Source organism: Hymenobacter fodinae (assembly GCF_004745825.1).
GTDB lineage: Bacteria > Bacteroidota > Bacteroidia > Cytophagales > Hymenobacteraceae > Hymenobacter > Hymenobacter fodinae.
This window is the reverse complement of sequence record NZ_SRLA01000002.1, coordinates 843,888-864,101: the sequence shown is the minus strand read 5'-3', so window position 1 is coordinate 864,101 and position 20,214 is coordinate 843,888. Positions and strand designations below refer to the sequence as shown.

The following is a 20,214-nucleotide window of genomic DNA, read 5'->3' as shown; positions in this document are numbered from 1 at the left end:
GTAGTCATGTGGTATTCCCGCCGGAAGCTTGGCTATTGGCTATTGAGCCTTGCTAGTGGCCTAGTGCTGGCCTGTACTGCACGAAATGTTGAGACTAGTTGGTTTGGCCAGTCGGTTCCAGGTACTGAACTACCGAGTAACTTTCCGCCTCCCGTATATGCTCTTGATCAGAATTCTGCATCTTCGGAAGCATTCGCACTAGGGCGCGCCCTATTTTATGATGCCCGCCTGTCGCGCACGGGGGAAGTTTCTTGCGGCAGTTGCCACAAGCAAGCCACTGCTTTCTCGGATGCAGGACAGCGTTACAGCCGCGGCGTGCTAGGCCACCTCGGTACTCGCAATACTCCTGGCCTGCAGAACTTGCGCTGGCGCAAGGAACTGCTCTGGGATGGTGGCGCGAATCACATTGAAACGATGCCTCTTGCGCCGCTCGCTAACCATCTGGAGATGGGCGAAACGCTAGCCAATGTACTCCACAAGCTCAACGCAAATCCTGACTACCAACGGCGCTTCGCCAAGCTTTACGGTCGGCAACCCATCGACTCGTATCAGTTTCTCAGGGTGCTGGCACAATTCACGGCCAGTCTCACCTCGGCCAACTCCCGCTACGACCACTTTAGACGGCATGAAGCGGGAGGTATGTTGTCGAAAAGTGAACTGCGCGGCTTGTCAGTTCTGCGCAGAAACTGCACTCCCTGCCATGCTGGAGATACGTTCACGGATGAATCGTACCGCAATAATGGCCTAGACCGCGCATTTCCCCTCGATTCGGGTCGGGCACATATAACTGGTCGTCGGTCAGATGTCGGGCGCTTCAAGGTCCCTAGCCTCCGCAATGTGGCCGTTACGGCGCCTTACATGCACGATGGTCGATTCCAAACGCTGGAACAAGTACTGAACCATTACGACCAGGGGATTGTCACCTCACCTACTCTCGACCCAATATTCCAACAACCTAATCGCCGCCCTCAAATACCCCTTTCGCCTCAGGAAAAGACCGACCTTCTGGCCTTTCTCAACACCCTAACCGACGAATCCTTTCTCCACGATAAGCGGTTGGCTGCACCAGTGCCAGCCATCGAAACTCCACCATCGGTTACTAGCGCTTTTGCCCACAAATCGGTATCTTACTAAGTATTCAGGCCCGCTTCCCTATGCCTTCATTCCTTCTTCGTCGCCTTGCTGTTCTCTGGTGCCTAGGCCTGTCGTTGGCTAGCTGCGGCGGAAATGAGAAAACGGAAGAGACGGGAGAAAACTCGCATACCACCACGCCTTACCAGCTTACGCTGCCGAGCAATCTTCCCCAAGCCATCAGTATACCCCCTGACAACCCCCTTACGGTTGAGGGCGTCGATCTGGGTCGGAAGCTGTTCTATGAACCCCGGCTTTCACGTACAGGCACTCAGTCTTGCGGGAGTTGCCACCAGCAGAGCAAAGCTTTCACCGACGGTTTAACCAAAGCAGTGGGGGGCGATGGCCTTCCCCATTCTCGTAATACTATGTCGCTCGCCAATGTGCTGTGGGAAACTACACTCAATTGGGATGGGGCGGCCACAAGCCTGGAGCAACAAGCCCGTATTCCAATTGAGAATCCGGTTGAAATGCATCAGCTTCTTGCTGAAGGGGTTCGTAAACTTCAACAAAGCGACTTATATCCCCCCCTTTTTCAGAAGGCGTTTGGCACAAGTATCATCACGGAGGAGAATGTTTTGAAGGCGCTAGGCCAGTTTGAGCGCACTCTTATTTCTGCTAATTCCCGCTACGACCAGTATTTGCGTAAGACCGGCTCGCTTACTCCAACGGAGCGGCAAGGAGCTGCCATATTCAACAACCATCCCGGCGAAGTGGGTGGAGTGTTTATCCGGGGTGGGGCCTGCCATCATTGCCATTTCAGTGAAACGGGGCTGTTCTCCTCCCCTGATTTCTTTAATAATGGCCTCGATGTAAACTTTGCGGATGCGGGCCGTGGAGCTATAACTGGCCTAGCCTCCGACCGCGGCAAATTTAAAGCCCCTACGCTCCGCAACATCGCCCTTACGGCTCCATACATGCACGATGGTCGGTTCAAGACGCTGGAAGATGTTTTGGACCACTACAATGAGCACGTTCAGACTACCAGTGCTTTTGTAGACCCGAACGTGTTACTATCAAATACTCCCAACGGCACCCGTCTAGATCTGACAGCTACCGAGAAAACACAGCTTCTGGCCTTTTTGCGCACTCTCACTGACTCTTCCTTCGTGACCGATAAGCGGTTTTCAGATCCGTTTAAGCAATAGGATAAGGTGCATAAAGTAGCCTAACCTATTCCTGTACTGGTTCAGCTACCTTTACCTCAACGCCACGTCTATATTGCACTCTCATGCAAAAGCGTCAGCTTACTTTATGTGTGCTTCTCGTTATTGGCCTGCTAGCCATAGCTAGCTGCAATACAGTCGCTCCGCGTTCACAGTCGCGTGGCCGTACTCTCAGCCCCGACCGAGAGTTTGGCGAGCCAGCTCGCTTACCTTCTGATTCTACTGAACGTGCTGTTCCTGATTCTCTTCGTTCTCGACCTTAAGTAAGAAGCTACTACCACTACAATTGAGCCGTGGCGCTATGTTGCTTTAGATATACTCCATTTGTAACAAAACCCTTCTCGTTAGAAAGTCTGTCAAAAACAAAAAAGCCTCTGTAATCACTACAGAGGCTTTTTTATTTTCTAACGTTCCTTAGTCAACGTTGTCGTGTAAGAACCGGTTGTCACCTAATAGCTCGTTATCGTCCGAAAGGTTGAAACGGCTAATATTCTGCTCCGAAGAGGGAACTACGTTCTCCAGTTTCACCTGCCGACGCAAGTAGGCTGGTGTGTCGAGCTGGTCTTTAATAGCATCATTTGTCAGACCATTGCTCAGTTCCTGCAGGCGCCGACGGCGCTCTTCCGCACGGGCATCCAACGATGGCCGGCTCAGTGTGTGCTGCACCGTAGAGGGCGCGGCGGGCTGTGGCACCGGCTGCTGGTACAGCACGGGGTCTGGGGCAGGAGCCGATGGCGCAGATACTACGGGTGGTACGTACCCAACTGGGGCGGGCGAAGTTTCTAAATCGAACTTCACAGGCTGCGGCTCCGGTGTAGGGGGTGCTACGGGCATACCAAACGTAGGAACGGCGGGTGTTGTGGGCGCCTCCTGACGGTCCTTGTCAAACAAGTTGATTTGCGGATCGGGTGTAGAAGGAGCGGCGGCTAACTCGGAGCCACGCGGTACCACGGAAGTGATATTGTGCGCTTCCCGGGCAAAGCCCGTGGCGATAACCGTTACGCGGATGCTCTGTCCCAGCGTAGGATCAATGCCATGCCCGAAGATTACCTCCGCGTTCTGACCAGCTTTGTCCTGGATATACTCCGTAATCTCGGTGAGTTCATCCATTTCCAGCTCGGCCTGGTCGCCCGACATAATGCTGAGCAGAATTTTCTGCGCACCATGAATATCGGTATTGTTCAGCAGCGGAGAGGCCAGGGCCTCCTCGGCCGCACGCTGCGCCCGGTTCTCCCCTTCCGTAATGCTGCTACCCATCACGGCCGCGCCAGAGTCTTTCATAACCGTTTTCACGTCTTCAAAGTCGACGTTTACATCGGCCGTAACAGTGATTATTTCGGCTATAGACTTAGCGGCTGTGCTCAGCACATTATCCGCCTTGGCAAAGGCTGAGCGGATAGGCAGGTTGCCATAAATCTCACGCAGCTTGTCGTTGAGGATAACCAGCACCGTGTCGCAGTTATCGCTCAGCTCCTTAATGCCGTGCTCTGCCTGCTGGCGCTTCTTCTTTCCCTCAAACATGAACGGCGCCGTCACGATGCCTACCGTGAGGATGCCTAGCTCCTTGGCCACTTTCGCAATAACGGGTGCGGCACCAGTACCGGTACCACCGCCCATGCCCGCCGTGATAAACACCATTTTGGTGCCGTTGCTGAGCAGTTCCCGGATTTGCTCACGGCTTTCAATAGCCGCTTGCTTTCCGCGCTCAGGATTGGCTCCTGCACCTAGCCCTTCGGTTAGGTCGGCGCCAATCTGCAGGCGGTTAGGAACAGTGGAAGAAGCCAGTGCTTGCTTATCCGTATTGCAAATCACGAACTCCACGTCCTTGATGCCTTGGCTAAACATGTGGTTGACGGCGTTAGAACCGCCGCCTCCTACGCCAATCACCTTTATGATGGACCTGGACTGTGCCGGAATATCAAATGTAAAATTCATGAGTTAAGATCTTAGGGTCTTGGGGACTTGAGGTCTTGGCTAATGGGTACTTGCAGCTTGGTCAACTTCATCATTCCAACGAAACAGCCAAGACCCCAAGTCCCTAAGACCCCCATCACCTAATATTGCTTGTCGTCAAAATCATCAATCAGCAAGCCTTTGGTCCGGCTGATGATATCCTGGAAAAACTTACCAGCTCCCGACGACTTTTTAGGAGCTTCTGGTTGGGCAGGAGCCTGGGTGGGCTGCTGCGCTACCGGCTGGGGTGCGGGCACCACCACGGGGCGGGGCTCCGGAGCAGCCGGACGGTGGTACGCTTGCTGCTCGGGCTCCTCGAAACCACGCTGAGCTAAGCGGTCATCCAGTGAACGGTAGCCAGCCAGCACGAGGCCTACGGTGGTAGCATACATTGGTGACTTCACCGCCTCAATGCGGCTCTTACCAAGGTGCTCATTTGGATATCCAATACGGGTATCCATGCCGGTTACATACTCAGTAAGTTGCACTAAGTTCTGCAACTGCGAACCGCCACCTGTTAGCACAATGCCGGCGGCCAGCTTATCCTGAAAGCCCAGGCGCTGAATTTCGGCATATACCAACTCCACAATTTCTTCCATCCGGGCCTCAATGATATAGGCCAGATTCTTGAGAGAAATTTCCTTAGGAGCCCGGTCGCGTAGGCCAGGGATGCTGACAATTTCGTATTCGCTGGCTTCTTCGGCAATAGCTTTACCGAACTTCACCTTCAGCTGTTCAGCTTGGTTTTGCATCACCAAGCAGCCCTGCTTGATATCAGAAGTCACGATATTACCACCGAAGGGCAGTACGGCTGCGTGACGAATGATGCCGTCTTTGAAGATAGCTAGGTCAGTGGTGCCGCCCCCAATGTCAATAAGAGCCACGCCAGCTTCCTTCTCCTCGTCGCTCAGCACCGACATAGAAGAAGCCAGCGGCTCCAGAATGAGGTTATCAATTTCTAGGCCTGCCTTCGTAACGCACTTATTGATGTTATTGATTGCGGTGCTCTGGGCTGTGATGATGTGAAAGTTGCCCTCCAGGCGCACTCCCGACATTCCCACTGGGTCCATAATGCCCTCCTCATAATCCACCTTGTAATCTTGGGGCATTACGTGGATGATTTCAGAGCCAGGAGGCGTCACCAACCGATACATATCGTTGGTCAGGCGGTTCACGTCATCGAGGGTAATCTCGTTGTCGGAGGAGGCGCGCGTGATGCTGCCGTTGTGCTGCAGGCTGCGGATATGCTGGCCGGCAATACCCACGTTCACAACGCCAATGTTAATACCCGACTGTTCCTCTGCCTGCCGGATGGCTTTCTTGATGGCGTCAACGGTCTTGTCGATATTCGACACAATACCGCGCACCACGCCCTCCGACACAGCTTTCCCCATGCCCAGAATTTCAAGCTTACCAAATTCGTTTTTTCGCCCCACCAGGGCGCAAATTTTGGTGGTGCCGATGTCGAGGCCAACTACAATTTTATCGTTTTGCATGAGAAGGGAGGGCGAGAGTGGAGGTTGCGTGCAGGTAGGTTGTGGTCGAAAAAGTGCGTTTTTCGGCTATTTATGCAGATATAGTTATTCACAGATGATCTGGTCCTTGTACTCCACGTTGACGCGGTGGTACGTGTCCCAGCCCAGAACCGGAGGAATTTGACGGTAAAATACCATCAGTTTCGCAAATTTTTCCGAAATATTCTCAGGAAAGCCAAATTCTACTCGCTGGTCTCCCACTTGCTGGGTGAAAGAAAGCTTGCCATTAGGACTGATAAACACCTCGGCTACTTGAGCGCGCCAGAAAGGTTTCTCATCAATATAGCGTAGAAACTCGAGGTATGGGGCGCCGGTGGAATCTTGAAAAAAAGTGGCCGTCAGTGGTTGCCCGCCCAAGCGCGCAATTGGCACAACACGGGCAGTAAACAATGGAGAGAGTGGCAGCTTTTCCCCGGCCGCATCCAAGTAAAAATCTTGGCGCGAATCGGCGTGTACCAACCGGGCAATAGGGCGGTTCTGGCGAACATCAGCGTGCAAGTTGCCCGATAGGTCACGGTATACTTGCGCATCTTTCACAAAGCTGTGAGCTTTCAGGCGGGCTTCCAAGGCCTTCAGGTTCAGTTCTGCGGGGTCGGTGCCTTCTAGCCGGTCGCGCCCCTGCCGGGTGAGCAGACTGGTTACTTCTCGCTCGCTGATAAAGAAGTTGTTGAACTCGTTGCTGATGCGCACAATAACACCTCCCACCGGCCGATGAGCCTGCCGGACACCAGCAAATACCCCAAGCCCACCCAGCAAAACCAGGCAGGCGGTAGCAAATAGCAGATGGTTGGCTTTACGCTTCAGCTCCATTCCAGCGAATATTCAGAATATTCCTTAAACGAGGAACTAGTTGATCGATATCTCCTGCTCCTACGGTGGCTAATACGTCAAAATTCGTATCAGTTTCGGCATTTGTCAAAATTTCTTCACGCGACTGTATCGATTTTACCGGTGCTGTTATTTGGGACAAAATCAATTCTGATGTTACACCAGGCATAGGCAACTCCCGAGCGGGGTAGATATCCATCAGCACTACTTCATCAGCAAGACTCAGACTCTCAGCGAATCCGGGCGCAAAGTCGCGGGTGCGAGAGAACAAGTGAGGTTGAAAAACTACGCGCAACTTGCGCCCCGGGTAGAGTGCCCGCAAGGAACGTAGGAAAGCCTCGATTTCGCGTGGGTGGTGAGCATAATCATCCACGTACACATGGTCGGGATGGGTGGCCCCAGCAGTCAGGATGAACTCAAAGCGGCGCTTTACGCCACGGTAGGCCGCTACTGCCGCTTGCAGTTGCCCAGTGTTGAGCCCATACAACTGGCCTACGCAGGCCGCCGCCAACATGTTTTCCACATTGTGATAACCGGGCACGGCTAGCTCTAGGCCTCTTACCGTGCCGTGCGGACCATGCATATCGAACCGGAATTGATGCCCCTGGGCTGTTATAGCATCAGCATATAGCTCTGGGCCTTGCTCGGGAGAAAGCCCATAACGAATGACACGCACGCCGGCAGGTGCCGCCTGCGCCACGCTAGAATCGGCCGTATGATTAATAATCAACGTACCGCCAGGCTTGATCTGACCCACAAACTGGCGGAACGATTCTACCAGGGCTTCTTTGTCGCCATAGATGTCGAGGTGGTCGGCATCGGTACTAGTGACAATGGCCACATCGGGGTACAGTGTTAGAAAGCTTCGGTCGTATTCGTCGGCCTCCACTACTACAGGCACTTGGTCGGGAGCCAACGAAGCATTTCGGGCAGTTAGCTCTGCCGGTGTGGGCGGCAGGAGTAGGTTGGAGCCCAAGTTCACGGAAATGCCACCTAAAAAAGCGGCGCTGGGCACTCCAGCATGGTGCAGGAGGTGTGCCACCATACTGCTGGTAGTAGTTTTGCCGTGCGTGCCAGCCACCGCAATTGTCGGTCGACCTTGAGTGAGCAGGCCTAGCACCTGACTACGCTTCCGGATGTCGTAGCCCTGTTCACGTAGCCACGCCCATTCCTGATGATCTTTGGGGATGGCGGGGGTGAGTACTACCAGTGTTTGCGTGCGGTTTTCACGCACTTCTACCGGAATATTTTCTACGGCATCATGGTAGTGCACGGTAATGCCTTCGGCGGCCAAGGCCTCGGTTAAGGGCGTGGGGGTTTTATCATACCCGCTCACAGAATGCCCGTTGGCCTTAAACCAGCGCGCTAGGGCTGACATACCGATGCCACCAATACCCAAAAAGAATACGTAGGGAGTTGCTGCGACCGGGTTCATTAGTGTTCCATGAGGGCTAGAAGTTCATCCACGATGGTAGCCGTGGCATCGGGGTGGGCCAGCGCCCGGATATTGGTGGCAAGGCGCTGCTGCTGAACAGTGTCCTGCAAGAGGCCTAGCGCTTCGTTATACAGACGGGCCCCGGCTTCGGCATCAGGAATCAGCACCGCCGCCTGCCGCGTGGACAGTGCCAGCGCATTTTTAGTCTGGTGGTCTTCGGCCACGTTGGGCGAGGGCACCAGGATACTAGGCTTGCCGGTGAGGCATAACTCTGATACAGACAGCGCCCCAGCCCGACTCACGACCACATCGGCTGCGGCGTAGGCCAGGTCCATGCGCCGCACGAACTCCAGCGCGTGTAGGTTGTCGGAAGCGTAGGGTGCGGCTTGTTTTTCAGCTTCGGGGAAATACAGCTTGCCGGTTTGCCACAGCAGTTGCACGCCCGCTTCGCGTAGGCGAGGCAGCGCGGCGGCGGTGGCTTGGTTGAGCGTGCGGGCACCCAGGCTGCCCCCAATCACCAGGAGCACGGGCTTATCTGGCCGTAACCCGAAGAACTGCAAAGCCTCCTCGCGCTGACCGCTGGCAATTTCAGTGCGCACAGGGTTGCCGGTCAGCACCAACTTATCGGCGGGAAAGAAGCTCTGCATGCCCTCATAGGCCACACAAATACGCTGTACCCGGCGGGCTAGGAGCTTGTTGACGAGACCAGCATAGGAATTCTGCTCCTGAATCAGGGCCGGAATACCGCGTGAGGTGGCGGCTAATAGCACGGGCGCGGAAGCATAGCCGCCGACTCCTACTACAGCATCAGGCCGGAATTTTTCAATCAGTTTACCAGCCTTCCGCACGGCGCGCATCACCTTGATGGGGAACAGCAGGTTTTCTGGGGTAAGGCGGCGCTGTAGGCCACTGATGTCTAGCCCCACAATCTCGTAGCCAGCCTCGGGCACGCGCGTCATCTCCATGCGGCCATTGGCCCCCACGAATAGAATCTCTGCGTTGGGCTGACGGCGGCGCAGCTCATTGGCAATAGCCACCGCAGGGAAAATATGTCCGCCCGTGCCGCCGCCACTAATGATGACGCGGTAAGGAGCCGGAGCAGATGTAGACTTGGATGTGGGCATTCAGTAGAAAAGCAATAGAGCGGCTAGGCCAAGCGTAGCAGCTTTCGGAAGCTGGTGTGATTAAGCGTACGACGATACGCGGGGAATGCGGGCGGTATCTTCAGGCTCACCCACCATGGGGCGAATTTCCCGCTCCCCACGGCTCACAGCCAGAATAATCCCGATGCTGATACCCGTAAAAATCAGTGAGGTACCGCCCATGCTGAGCAGCGGCAGCGGTAGACCCGTAATGGGGCCTAGTCCCACGGCTACGCCCATGTTCACCATGGCCTGCAAGACCAAACTAAAGCTCAGACCTGCCGAGAGCAATCCGCCAAAAGCGCCGTAGCTATTCATCACCGTTTTCAGCCCCCGATACAGGAAGGCTAGGTATAAGAACAGCACCACTACCCCGCCAAACAGGCCATATTCTTCAATGATGATGGCGTAGATAAAGTCGGAGTACGGGTGTGGCATAATGTTGCGCTCCGTGCTCTTACCAGGGCCCTTGCCGAAAATACCACCCGTGGCCTCGGCAATGTAAGCGTGTTCCAACTGGAAGGGCACTGGCTTGCTCTTGTCGGTGAAGTTTTCGATACGCGACAGCACCGTTTTGTAGCGTTGCCCAGCGGTGAGGCCTATTCCCCCTACCAGCACCCCAATGGCTACCATCACGGCCATTTGCTTCAGCGGCACGCGACCAATGAACATGAGCAGCAAGCAAGTGGCAAACAGCAGCAGGGCCGTGGAGGCGTTCGATAGAATAATAAGACCACAAATAATACCCACCCATAGCATTACGGGTAGCAATGTGGTCTTGAAATCATCTACGTGCTGCTGCCGCCGGCTGAGCATAGAAGCCAAGTGCGAAATCAGCGCCAGCTTGGCTAAGTCAGAAGGCTGAAAAGTTTGGTTGATAACGGGAATAGTCAGCCAGCGCGAAGCTCCGTTCACCGATGGCCCGAGCATGTACGTGAATAGCAGCAGCGGCACCGAAATGAGCAGTGCGTACAAGGAAAGGCGCGAGTAATAGCGGTAATCAATGCGGTGCGCCAGCCACATAAATGCCAGTCCGAAGAAGATTAGGCCAGTGTGCTTCAGTAAGTAATACTCTGTGTTGCCACCCTGCTGCTTGTAGGCCAGGGTGCCCGTTGAGGAGTATACCACCGCAATACTGATGAAGGAAAACAGCAGCACAATGCCCCACAGAATGGGGTCGCCCTTCAGATTTTGCCGTAGCCAGTTGGTTATCGGTTCCATAGCGTGGTACAGAGGAAAAAGGGTGAGTACTGAATCGACTTAAGCGCTGGTATGACTAAAAGGCTGGCCTAGGCCTCCATTAATTTCTCGACTTGCTCAATGAATTGCTGGCCGCGGTCTTCGTAGTTACGGAACAGATCGAAGCTGGCACAGGCCGGTGAGAGCAGTACCACGTCGCCTTCAGTGGCCAGCTCAGCAGCCCGGCGCACGGCGGCTTCCATGCTACGAGTCTCTTCTAGGTGCGGCACCACCGACCCAAACGCGGTTTTTAGCTTCTCGTTATCAACTCCTAAGCAAATAAGCGCTTTCACGCGGGCTTGCACTAGCGGCACTAGGGTACTGTAATCGTTGCCTTTGTCAGTGCCGCCAGCAATCCAGACGATGGGCTGACGGATGCCGTCGAGCGCAAACCAGGCCGCTTCAACGTTGGTGGCTTTGCTGTCGTTGATGAAGCGGGCACCCTTCACCTCGCCCACCGGCTGTAAGCGGTGCTCAGCATTCCGGAAAGTAGCCAGAGCGGCTTCAATCTGCTCCTTGGTTAGGCCTGCTATCCGGGCCGCTAGCACGGCGGCCATGGTGTTTTGGCGGTTGTGTTGCCCGATAAGTGGGGAATCAGCCGTGCTGATTTTTTCCCGCTCACTGTAATAACCGGGCTGCATATCCACGCAGATTTCGTCTTCCGAGTCGTAACAAGCCGCCAGTTGATAGTCGGGCCGGCCGTGCAGGCTAAACGGCATTTGCCTAACGGGCCGGAGAGCTGCCTGGAAGTACCGCTGAATTACCTCATCATCGGCATTATAGATGAAGTAGTCTGAGCTATCCTGATTGCGCATGATGCGCAGCTTGGCCAGCGCGTACTGCTCCATAGAGTAGCCGTACCGGTCGAGGTGGTCGGGGGTGATGTTGAGTAGCACAGAAATCCACGGGCGGAACTCGTAAGTGTCATCTAGCTGGAAGCTGCTCAGCTCCACCACGTAATAGTCGTGCTTATCCTCAATCACCTGCTCGGCCAGGCTGAATCCCACGTTGCCTGCTAGGCCTACCTTCAGTCCTGCTTCTTTCAGCAAATGATAGGTAAGCAGCGTGGTAGTGGTTTTCCCGTTAGTGCCTGTGATGCAAATGCACTTAGCGTTAGTGTAGCGGCCTGCCAGCTCTATTTCCGAAATGATGGGAATGTTCCGCTCGCGCAAGGCCTTGATAACCGCAACCTTTTCCGGAATGCCAGGGCTTTTCACTACTTCATCCGCCAGCAGCAGCTCATCGAGGCTATGCTGGTTTTCTTCAAAGCGAATTCCGGCCTCGGTCAACTTATCCTTGTAGAGTTGCTGAATAGGCCCGCGGTCCGACACGAACACGCTGTGTCCCTTGGCATGAGCCAGCAAGGCGGCCCCTACTCCACTTTCAGCAGCTCCTAGAATGACAATTTTAGACATGGGAGGAAAGAAGCTTAGAACTCAGAGGTAATGGTTGTGCTTGATCAGCTGCGAGAGAAGAACTTCAGTTTTAGACGTTGTCTTCTAGCGTTTCCTTAGCGAAGTTTCAGCGTTACAAGGGTCAAAACGGCCAGCATGATGCCCACAATCCAGAAGCGCGACACAATTTTAGACTCGTGATACCCGAGCTTCTGGTAGTGGTGGTGCAAGGGCGACATGCGCAGGAGGCGGCGGCCTTCACCGTACTTGCGCTTGGTGTATTTGAAGTAGCTCACTTGCACCATTACCGAGAGGTTCTCTACCAGAAACACCCCACACAACACCGGAATCAGCAACTCTTTGCGCACAATGATGGCTAGCACGGCAATGATGCCGCCGATGGCCAGTGAACCCGTATCGCCCATAAATACCTGAGCCGGATACGAGTTATACCACAGGAAACCCACGCAGGCTCCCACGAACGCCGTACAAAAGATTACCAACTCACCGGAGTTCGGAATGAACATCACGTCTAGGTAGTCGGCCAGCAGGGCGTTACCGCTTACGAAGCAAAAGATAGCCAGGGTAATACCGATAATGGCCGAGGTGCCGGCCGCTAGGCCATCTAGGCCGTCGGTTATGTTGGCGCCGTTGCTCACGGCCGTGATGATGAGGATGACAATGGGAATGTAGAAGAAGGCGTAGTACTCGTTGAAGAAGTCGCCGGCAGTGGCAAACAGGTCGCCGTAGTTCAACTCATTGTTCTTTAGGAAGGGCACTGTGGTAATCATGAGCTTCACATCCTGATACACCCCACTAGCGTCCACGGCCGAGAAGGAGCCATTTGCTAGGGCATACTGGCGTACAGTTACATCGTTGGAGAAGAACAACACCCAGCCCACCGTAATGCCGAGGCCTACCTGGCCTAGCACCTTGAAGCGCCCTGCGAGGCCTTCCTTATCCTTCTTAACTACTTTAATATAGTCATCTACAAAACCAATGATGCCCAGCCAGACTGTGCTCAGCAGCATGAGTACAATGTAAATGTTGTCGAGCTTGGCGAACAACAGCACGGGCACCAGGATAGCCAGCAGAATAATCAGGCCTCCCATGGTGGGGGTACCCTTCTTCTCCATCTGGCCCTGCAGACCTAGGTCGCGCACAGTTTCGCCGATCTGCAGCATTTGAAGCTTCCGGATCAGGGGTTTACCAAAGAATTGTGCAATGATTAGCGAGGTTACTACGGCAAGCGCCGCCCGAAACGAAATGTACTGAAATACACCCGCGCCCGGCAGATGGTGCACTTTGTAGAGGTAATTGAAGAGGTAATAAAGCATGGGCGCGAGGGTCAGCTGGTAAGGGTCAGGGGAGTTCCAAGCTGCAAAGGTTCGGGTTTTTAGCTTGAGGTCAAACGTTGTGTTTTCGCAGATTTTGGACTATTCAGCGGCAGTTAGCCTTACTATCACTTGCCCAGCAAGTTGAACATCTCCACCAGCACCTGTTTATCGTCAAATTCGGAGCGGACACCTTTGATTTCCTGGTAGGCCTCGTGGCCCTTGCCAGCCACCAGCACGATGTCGCCGGGTTGAGCCAGTGCTACGGCTGTTTTAATAGCCTCGCGGCGGTCCGGTATGGTCAGTACCTTTCCTTGGTCAGCAGCGGGTACGCCGGCTTGCATTTGCTGCAGAATGTCGTTGGGGTCTTCGAAGCGAGGATTATCAGAAGTAAGTACGGCCCGATTGGAGAGCTGACTGGCCAGACGCGCCATAATGGGCCGCTTGGCACCGTCGCGGTTGCCGCCGCAGCCTACCACCGTAATTACCTGCTGGCTAGGCTGGCGGATTTCGGCAATGGTTTGCAGCACATTTTCCAGCGCATCGGGCGTGTGGGCGTAATCTACAATACCCGTGATGCGAGTTTTCTCAGCCAGAATGGGCTCGAAGCGACCGGGCGCTGAAGTCAGCCCCGACAGCACCGTCAGTACTTCCATAGGCTCCTCCCCTAGCAGCACCGCCGCGCCATAAATGGCCAGCAGGTTGTAGGCATTGAACACGCCAATCAGCCGGAACTGCGCCTCCCGGCCATCTACCTCAAGGTGGAGTCCGTGCACGGCATTTTCAATCAGCTTGCCCCGGAACGTGGCCGGCCCGCGCATGGAGTATGACTCCCGGCGTCCCACCACGTTCTGCAACATCACGGGGCCGCGCTTATCGTCGGCGTTGGTGAGGGCAAAGGCCGACTTCGGCAGCATATCAAAAAAGCCTTTCTTGGCCTTCAGATAAGCGTCGAAGGTGCCGTGATAGTCAAGGTGGTCGTGGGTGAGATTAGTGAAGATGCCGCCCGCGAACTGTAGGCCAGTTACGCGGTGCTGCACCACGGCGTGGGAACTCACTTCCATGAACACGTGCGTGCAGCTGGCTTGCACCATGCGCGCCAGCAGCTCATTCAGCCGAATAGCGTCGGGGGTGGTGTGCGTAGCGGGTATTACTTGCTCGTCAATTTGATTCTGCACCGTGCTCAGCAGGCCGCAATGGTAGCCCAGCTCCCGGAACAGCTTATGGAGCATGGTGGCGCAGGTGGTCTTGCCATTCGTGCCCGTAACACCCACCAGTTGCAGCTTCCGGGAAGGATGGCCGTAGAATTCGGCGGCCATGTAGGCCATAGCCTCGGCGCTGTCTTTTACCTGCACATAAGCTGTGGCCGGGTTTAGATCAGCAGGTAGCTCTTCGCACACAATAACGGCCGCGCCCAACTCTACCGCTTTCGGAATAAATTGGTGACCATCATTGGCGGTACCGCGCAGGGCAAAGAACACCACGCCCGGCCCAGCCTGACGGGAGTCCAGGGTTAGGCCAGTCACCAATACGTCGGTGGGGCCCGACTGCGCCGTTACGCGAACAGCCGTGAGAAGAGAAGCAAAAGAGATAGACTTATTCAAAACGCAATTCTGAAGACGAGCGCAGCACGCGCGGTTGTAACAAGTGGCCTAGCGCTAGGCGCGCGGCTTGGGTTTAGGCTTAGTAGCAGCAGCCGCTTTACCAGGAGTGGCACCCTTAGGTTTAGAGGCCGGCAGAACGGGTTTAGGCACTACGGTAGGCTCCTCATCGAGGCTGCTAGCTCCCGAGTGATTCTCTTCTGCCAGCGGAGCAGTGCCAGCAGTGGATGGCAGGGCGGGTACGGGAACCATGGGGCGGCCCCCAATGGGCTCCATTTGTAGAACAACTACGGCTCCACGCCGTACGGGGCTCCCAGCGGCCAGCGACTGGGTTTTTACACGGCCATTGCCTACCGTCCGGACACGGAGTCCCCGGTTTTCCAGCAGGAACAGAGCATCACGCAGAGTCATGCCCGCAACGTTGGGCACGCGGCCGGGGCGCACGGCCATGGGCTTTAGGCTGAGCTTACCGGCATTAGAGTCAGCCATCGTCCGGACCCAATCGTCGGCGTTGGTCGCGCCTTCGTGAGTCACGCCCAGTTGGCCAAACACCATGGTCAGTTCGTCCTGCATGCCTACTTGCACGAAGGGAACCCGGGCTTTAGTGGAAGACGGAGCGCGGGCCAACAAAGGGCGCAGGCTAGCAGCGTCGCGAGCCATGGCTTTGTCGGCCACTTCCCGGAATACTGGAGCTGCTACTTCAGCCCCCGACCAACCGCGGCGTTTAGGTGAGTCTACAACCACGATGCAGCTGTACTTGGGCTGGTCGGCGGGGAAGTAGCCGCAGAAGCTAGTGGAGTACATGCGGGTGTAGGCCCCGTTCTTGAACTTCCAGGCAGTGCCGGTTTTACCTGCAATGCCGTAGTCATTGGTCCGGATGCCGCGGGCCGTGCCTTCATTTACTACGCCCTCCATCATGGCCCGCACCTTTTCCAAGGTTTCGTCGGAGCAGATCTTAGGGTTTAGCACGACAGGCTCGAAACGTTCCACCACGTTATCGGCCTGCTTCACCTCTTTTACAATCATGGGCTGCACCTTCACGCCGCCGTTGGCTACAGCATTGTAGAAGGCCAGCGTTTGTAAGGGAGCCAGCTTCAGCTCATAGCCAATGCACATGGTAGTAAGCGAGGTCCGGCTCCAGCTCCGGTCGTGCGGGTCTTTCACGTAGGGTCGGGCCTCCCCCGCCATTTGAAAGCCCAGGGGCTTGTCGAGGCCAAAGCGCTTGAGGTAGTCGGTGTACTTGTCGGGGTTCTTATTAAAGTACCGATCCACTAGTACGGCTACCCCAATGTTAGAAGACTTCTCAAATACCTGCTTGATAGTAATCCAGCCATTGGCGTGGGTGTCGGTTTTCACAGCGCCCCCGATGCGCATGGCGCCGGTTTTGCCGGTGTTCACGGAGTCTTCCAGCGTCAGGTCGGGGTTTTCTTCCAGCACAGCCATCAAGGAAGCCAGCTTGAACGTAGAGCCCGGCTCCGTCCGGCCCTGGTCGGCAATGGCGTAGTTATAGTCTTCACGGTACACGCCATCTGCGGCCCGGCCCAGATTGGCCACGGCCTTCAACTCGCCGGTTTTTACTTCCATCAGAATCACGGTGCCATACTGGGCATCGTTATCTACCAGGGCCTTATACAAAGCATTTTCAGCCACGTCCTGGAGGTTGATATCCAGGGTAGTTTTGATATCGTAGCCGGGCTGAGGTTTTACCTCGGTGCCATCGTAAATAGGTTTGTTGCCACCGGGTAAGCGCTCAAAGAGTGCCTCCCCATCTTTGCCCGCCAAATGACGGTTGAAGGTAAACTCTAGGCCTGCCCCGTTCTTGTCTTCGTTCACGAAGCCAATGGTGCGCTGCGCTAGGCCACCAAACGGGCGGAAGCGCTTGTCTACCTTTTCGAAAATGACACCGCCCTTGTTTTTGCCTTCTCTGAAGATAGGCCACTGCGCCAGCTCTTTCTTCTCCTGGAAGTTGATCTGCCGGGAATTCAGGCGGATGTACCGGACTTTCTTACTCTGCGCATTCTTCAATCTACGCAAATACTCCTGCTGGGTCCTGTCGCCGAAAAAGCGCGACAGCAGCAACGCCAAGGAATCAACCTTGGCATTAAACGTAGCTTTTTCTACTACTGACGGGTCCCAGGCTACCCGGTAGAAGGGCAATGAGGTAGCCATAATGCTGCGCCCATCCGACGCGAAGATGTTACCGCGGGTGGCAAACACCGGCTGGTACACAATGCGGCGTTCCTGCTCCAGGGCTTTCCAGCGGGCACCTTCCTTGAACTGGATTTGCGAAACCTTCCAGACGATGGCACAGGAAAACAGGCAGACGCCTAAGAACGCCAGCCGGATGCGGGTTACAATACTTTTCTTAACGTTTCCTTTCATTGCGGCGGGGGGCTGAACGATTGGAAGATGATTCGGTAGTGGGTACGGGGTTGCCGTTAACGTCTAGGCCTATGGGCATCGGCGGCGCCGCTTCAGCCACCGAGTCGTCGGCGGTAAGGGTAAGAGCGGCGGCCCGGCGCAGAGAATCGGCCTTCGCGCGGGCGGCCATGGCCGACACAGAATCGGCGGTCAGCAGCGGCACTTCCTCTAGCTTAGCCTCATCGAGGCGGCCAGCAGGCACGGTAATACGAAACGGCGGTGAGGAGCTTTCTACCAAGCCGTAGGCCGCTACCTTGCGGGCTACCTCGCTCTGCTTGCTGGCCTCCATATAATCCGATGACAGCGTGGTGTAGTCGGCGCGCAGGTCTTCGGTTTCCAGCTTGAGTTTCTGAATACTGCGGTTCATGCGGGTGGCATAGTGCGTATTACCGATGTACACCAGCGTCAGGAACATCACAAACAGCAGGTGAGGCAGGTAGCGCACCGGTAGGCCCTCCTGAAAAAAGCCATCCACACGGGTGAGGCGCTCTAGCAGCGTAAATACACTCCAGGTACTGCGCGCCCGGACAGGTTGCGCGGCGGTAGGCCTAGGCGCTCGGGCTGTGGGCCGTGGTGCAGGTGCCGGCTCAGGCGTATGCACCGGCTCGGGCACCACCGTTTCCACCGCTTGGCGGGGAGCGTTGGTGCGCGGCTGGTTAGCGACGGGTTTAAGTGTATTGGTTGCCACTGGCTTAGTTCTTTAGAAGATTCCTGCGGTGAGGGCCGAAAGGTTCGCGGTGAATTGCGCTACTCTTTCCTGACCGCTACCCGAAGCTTAGCGCTCCGGGCCCGGGGATTGAGGGCTACCTCTTCCGCTGAGGCTTCCACGGGTTTGCGTGTGAGCACCTCAAAGGGAGTGTTGGTGTGGCCGAAGAGGTTTTTCTCGGCTTCGCCGAAGAATTTTCCTTTCGCCATGAAGTTCTTGACCAATCGGTCTTCCAGGGAGTGGTAGCTCATCACTACCAGTCGGCCGCCGGGGCGCAATACTTGTGCCGTTTGCGTCAGCATTTCCTGTAAGGCCGCCATTTCATCGTTGGCCTCAATGCGCAAGGCCTGAAAAACCTGAGCCAGGTACTTGTTTTCTTTGCCGCGTGGGGTGCAGCTGGCAATAGCTTTCTTGAGCGCCGCAATAGTGGTGATGCTCTGCCCGCGGCGGGCAGCAACTACGGTAGCCGCTAAGGTGCGGGCATTGGTCACCTCCCCGTACATCCCGAAGATGCGGTGCAGCTCAGCTTCCGAATAGTCGGCAATAATATCGGCGGCGGTGGTGCCGTACTCCGCGTTCATACGCATATCCAGCGGCCCGTCGAAACGGGTGCTGAAGCCGCGCTCCGGTGTATCAAACTGGTGCGACGATACGCCTAGGTCGGCCAGCAGGCCGTCTACGGGTAGGGCATCGTGGCGCTGAAGCTCGGCGTGCAGGTCGCGGAAATTGCTGCGGATAAAGGTGAACTGCGGACGGGCCAGGTTCCCGGCTTCACGCTCCGCATCAGCATCCTGGTCGAAGCTGTAGAGGTGGCCGGTGGTCAGGTGCTCCAGGATGCGAGCGGAGTGGCCGCCCCCGCCGAAGGTTACGTCCACGTAGCGGCCGCCGGGCTGCAGGTCGAGGGCTTCGAGGCACTCGCGCAGCATCACGGGGCGGTGGTAGGCGGTATCGTTGTGGTAGTTGTTCACGCTCATGCGGCCAGGGGGCCGCCGGGGCCAGGTTCAGTGGTAAGAAATTTCTGGGCGAGCTTGGAGAAGCTCTGTTGGTCTTTAATCAGGAACTCATCGTAACGCTCAGGGTCCCAGATTTCGCACCGGTTACCTAAGCCAACGATGATGGCCTCCTTTTCAATACCCGAGTAACGCAGCATGGTCCGGGGCAGCATAAACCGCCCAATGTTGTCGAGCTCCACTTCCGTCATGCCCCGGAAGAAGTTGCGCTGAAACTGCCGGTACTCCTCGTTGAATTCGTCGAGGGCCATCACTTTCTCATGGATCACGCGCCAGGCGGCGCGGGGGTACAACACGAGGCAGGGTTCAAAGCCCCGCACCAACACCAGCTGGTTCCCCGAAGCCTCGGGCAGATTCGCCTTCACTTTGGCGGGTAGTACCAGCCGCCCTTTCGGGTCGAGCTTGCACTCATATTCGCCGGAGAGAAGGTTCATGGCTGCGCAATAGGCGTGGGAACGGGATATAGCAAAAGTACGCAATGCCCTAGAAAAGGCAACCACGATTTACCATTTTCTACCACCGCTCTAATACGCCATTTCCAGCAACTAGATGCGGTTTTTCCTTCTTCTGTTACTCTTCCGTGGTAAGGAGTAGTAGAAGTAAGCACAAGGTTTGACAGAATGTCAGTCTTCACTCAGCCCAGCAGCTTTGCATCTGTTTCTCTGCAAAACCCGCCTAGCATAACATCCTATTACTGACCCACTGGCCTAGATGCTCCGCAACTATGGCCCGACTCGTAGCTCAACGGTACGGGCAGGAATCTCGCACCTCCTAGACCACATCCTGCACGCACCTTTGTGGGGCTTTCGTTGTATCTTTGGGTCGAAATGAAACACCCACTCACTCATCGGCTCTTCAGCGCTTGGCTGGCCCTGCTCGTGCTCACCGCTTCGGTGGGCCTGACGGTGCAGCAACACACCTGCCGAGTGAGTGGCACGCATACGGCGGCCGTAATTTTCACGCCCGCTCACCACGGCTGTCCCCCTCCGGCTGCTGAGCAAGGCGGCTCGCACGCCACGCCTAAAGCACAGGTAAAGAGCAGCTGCTGTGAGTTTGGCGCTCATTTCCATAAGCTGGATTCTCCTTCGCCGGAGCTGACCTGGGTTAAATCCCTGGTACCGGCGGTACTCCCGGTGTGGCTATCTTCTTCCGAGTGGCCTAGCGCACCGGCTGCCCCCCTGCTGAAGGGCGCGGCCCGCTGGCACGCGGGTGATGCTTCGCCCCCACTCCGCGCAGGGCGCACCCTCCTTACGTTCGTCTGCACGCTTATCGTCTAGGCCACCTTTCCATTGGCTGCTCAGTGCTTGAGCGGCCTGGAG

At 55.8% G+C, this 20,214-nt stretch carries 16 protein-coding genes; 3 read left to right on the top strand and 13 right to left on the bottom strand.

Going from position 1 to position 20,214, the window contains the following annotated elements; translation table 11 throughout:
- Positions 1 to 6 precede the first annotated feature (6 nt).
- Together EU556_RS10935 and EU556_RS10930 are read left to right on the top strand one after the other, a co-directional pair.
- Positions 7 to 1,134: a cytochrome-c peroxidase gene (locus tag EU556_RS10935; protein ID WP_135434062.1), complete on the top strand. Its 1,128-nt coding sequence runs from the start codon at positions 7 to 9 to the stop codon at positions 1,132 to 1,134.
- Positions 1,135 to 1,154: 20 nt separating this feature from the next.
- The gene (locus EU556_RS10930) at positions 1,155 to 2,279 is read left to right on the top strand and encodes a cytochrome-c peroxidase (protein ID WP_135434060.1); all 1,125 of its coding nucleotides are present in this window, start codon (positions 1,155 to 1,157) and stop codon (positions 2,277 to 2,279) included.
- 432 nt (positions 2,280 to 2,711) lie between these two features.
- Here the strand turns inward: EU556_RS10930 and ftsZ are convergent, their stop codons facing one another.
- From ftsZ to mraZ, 13 genes are all read right to left on the bottom strand, one after another.
- The gene (ftsZ, locus tag EU556_RS10925; protein ID WP_135434058.1) at positions 2,712 to 4,232 is read right to left on the bottom strand and encodes a cell division protein FtsZ; all 1,521 of its coding nucleotides are present in this window, start codon (positions 4,230 to 4,232) and stop codon (positions 2,712 to 2,714) included.
- A gap of 119 nt (positions 4,233 to 4,351) precedes the next feature.
- Complete coding sequence (ftsA, locus tag EU556_RS10920) at positions 4,352 to 5,746, bottom strand: cell division protein FtsA (RefSeq protein ID WP_135434056.1); 1,395 nt, start codon at positions 5,744 to 5,746, stop codon at positions 4,352 to 4,354.
- 84 nt (positions 5,747 to 5,830) lie between these two features.
- Positions 5,831 to 6,595 (bottom strand): cell division protein FtsQ/DivIB, encoded by a 765-nt coding sequence (locus EU556_RS10915; protein ID WP_245327576.1) that lies wholly within the window; start codon positions 6,593 to 6,595, stop codon positions 5,831 to 5,833.
- The gene (gene murC / locus EU556_RS10910) at positions 6,579 to 8,048 is read right to left on the bottom strand and encodes a UDP-N-acetylmuramate--L-alanine ligase (protein WP_135434054.1); all 1,470 of its coding nucleotides are present in this window, start codon (positions 8,046 to 8,048) and stop codon (positions 6,579 to 6,581) included. The genes EU556_RS10915 and murC overlap by 17 nt, the downstream gene beginning before the upstream one ends.
- Positions 8,048 to 9,172 carry an undecaprenyldiphospho-muramoylpentapeptide beta-N-acetylglucosaminyltransferase gene (gene murG, locus EU556_RS10905; RefSeq protein WP_135434052.1) on the bottom strand — a complete coding sequence of 375 codons (1,125 nt, stop codon included), beginning with the start codon at positions 9,170 to 9,172 and terminating at the stop codon, positions 8,048 to 8,050. The genes murC and murG overlap by 1 nt, the downstream gene beginning before the upstream one ends.
- Positions 9,173 to 9,232: 60 nt before the next feature.
- Positions 9,233 to 10,411, bottom strand: a complete 1,179-nt coding sequence (locus EU556_RS10900; protein ID WP_135434050.1) for an FtsW/RodA/SpoVE family cell cycle protein — start codon at positions 10,409 to 10,411, stop codon at positions 9,233 to 9,235.
- A 68-nt stretch (positions 10,412 to 10,479) separates the two neighbouring features.
- On the bottom strand, positions 10,480 to 11,844 hold the full coding sequence (gene murD, locus EU556_RS10895) for a UDP-N-acetylmuramoyl-L-alanine--D-glutamate ligase (RefSeq protein ID WP_135434048.1): 1,365 nt from the start codon (positions 11,842 to 11,844) through the stop codon (positions 10,480 to 10,482).
- Positions 11,845 to 11,939: 95 nt separating this feature from the next.
- A complete protein-coding gene (gene mraY, locus EU556_RS10890; protein WP_135434046.1) occupies positions 11,940 to 13,160 on the bottom strand; it encodes a phospho-N-acetylmuramoyl-pentapeptide-transferase in 1,221 nt (406 codons plus the stop codon).
- Positions 13,161 to 13,285: 125 nt separating this feature from the next.
- Positions 13,286 to 14,761 (bottom strand): UDP-N-acetylmuramoyl-L-alanyl-D-glutamate--2,6-diaminopimelate ligase, encoded by a 1,476-nt coding sequence (locus EU556_RS10885; RefSeq protein ID WP_394346110.1) that lies wholly within the window; start codon positions 14,759 to 14,761, stop codon positions 13,286 to 13,288.
- Positions 14,762 to 14,815: 54 nt separating this feature from the next.
- Positions 14,816 to 17,140 carry a penicillin-binding protein gene (locus EU556_RS10880; protein WP_135434044.1) on the bottom strand — a complete coding sequence of 775 codons (2,325 nt, stop codon included), beginning with the start codon at positions 17,138 to 17,140 and terminating at the stop codon, positions 14,816 to 14,818.
- Positions 17,124 to 17,867, bottom strand: a complete 744-nt coding sequence (locus tag EU556_RS26330; protein ID WP_210116260.1) for an FtsL-like putative cell division protein — start codon at positions 17,865 to 17,867, stop codon at positions 17,124 to 17,126. The genes EU556_RS10880 and EU556_RS26330 overlap by 17 nt, the downstream gene beginning before the upstream one ends.
- 59 nt (positions 17,868 to 17,926) lie before the next feature.
- Positions 17,927 to 18,859, bottom strand: a complete 933-nt coding sequence (gene rsmH, locus EU556_RS10870; RefSeq protein WP_167855538.1) for a 16S rRNA (cytosine(1402)-N(4))-methyltransferase RsmH — start codon at positions 18,857 to 18,859, stop codon at positions 17,927 to 17,929.
- Positions 18,856 to 19,329 (bottom strand): division/cell wall cluster transcriptional repressor MraZ, encoded by a 474-nt coding sequence (gene mraZ / locus EU556_RS10865; RefSeq protein ID WP_135434042.1) that lies wholly within the window; start codon positions 19,327 to 19,329, stop codon positions 18,856 to 18,858. The genes rsmH and mraZ overlap by 4 nt, the downstream gene beginning before the upstream one ends.
- 393 nt (positions 19,330 to 19,722) lie before the next feature.
- On the opposite strand from mraZ, the gene EU556_RS10860 reads away from it, so the two are divergent.
- Positions 19,723 to 20,172 carry a hypothetical protein gene (locus tag EU556_RS10860; protein WP_135434040.1) on the top strand — a complete coding sequence of 150 codons (450 nt, stop codon included), beginning with the start codon at positions 19,723 to 19,725 and terminating at the stop codon, positions 20,170 to 20,172.
- The last annotated feature ends 42 nt before the right edge of the window (positions 20,173 to 20,214 follow it).

Coding starts and splice junctions, on each gene's coding strand:
- EU556_RS10900 (WP_135434050.1), bottom strand. CDS start 10,411: ATGGAACCGATAACCAACTGGCTACGGCAAAATCTGAAGGGCGACCCC.
- mraY (WP_135434046.1), bottom strand. CDS start 13,160: ATGCTTTATTACCTCTTCAATTACCTCTACAAAGTGCACCATCTGCCG.
- ftsZ (WP_135434058.1), bottom strand. CDS start 4,232: ATGAATTTTACATTTGATATTCCGGCACAGTCCAGGTCCATCATAAAG.
- rsmH (WP_167855538.1), bottom strand. CDS start 18,859: ATGAGCGTGAACAACTACCACAACGATACCGCCTACCACCGCCCCGTG.
- murG (WP_135434052.1), bottom strand. CDS start 9,172: ATGCCCACATCCAAGTCTACATCTGCTCCGGCTCCTTACCGCGTCATC.
- murD (WP_135434048.1), bottom strand. CDS start 11,844: ATGTCTAAAATTGTCATTCTAGGAGCTGCTGAAAGTGGAGTAGGGGCC.
- mraZ (WP_135434042.1), bottom strand. CDS start 19,329: ATGAACCTTCTCTCCGGCGAATATGAGTGCAAGCTCGACCCGAAAGGG.
- EU556_RS10880 (WP_135434044.1), bottom strand. CDS start 17,140: ATGAAAGGAAACGTTAAGAAAAGTATTGTAACCCGCATCCGGCTGGCG.
- murC (WP_135434054.1), bottom strand. CDS start 8,048: ATGAACCCGGTCGCAGCAACTCCCTACGTATTCTTTTTGGGTATTGGT.
- ftsA (WP_135434056.1), bottom strand. CDS start 5,746: ATGCAAAACGATAAAATTGTAGTTGGCCTCGACATCGGCACCACCAAA.
- EU556_RS10935 (WP_135434062.1), top strand. CDS start 7: ATGTGGTATTCCCGCCGGAAGCTTGGCTATTGGCTATTGAGCCTTGCT.
- EU556_RS10860 (WP_135434040.1), top strand. CDS start 19,723: ATGAAACACCCACTCACTCATCGGCTCTTCAGCGCTTGGCTGGCCCTG.
- EU556_RS10915 (WP_245327576.1), bottom strand. CDS start 6,595: ATGGAGCTGAAGCGTAAAGCCAACCATCTGCTATTTGCTACCGCCTGC.
- EU556_RS10930 (WP_135434060.1), top strand. CDS start 1,155: ATGCCTTCATTCCTTCTTCGTCGCCTTGCTGTTCTCTGGTGCCTAGGC.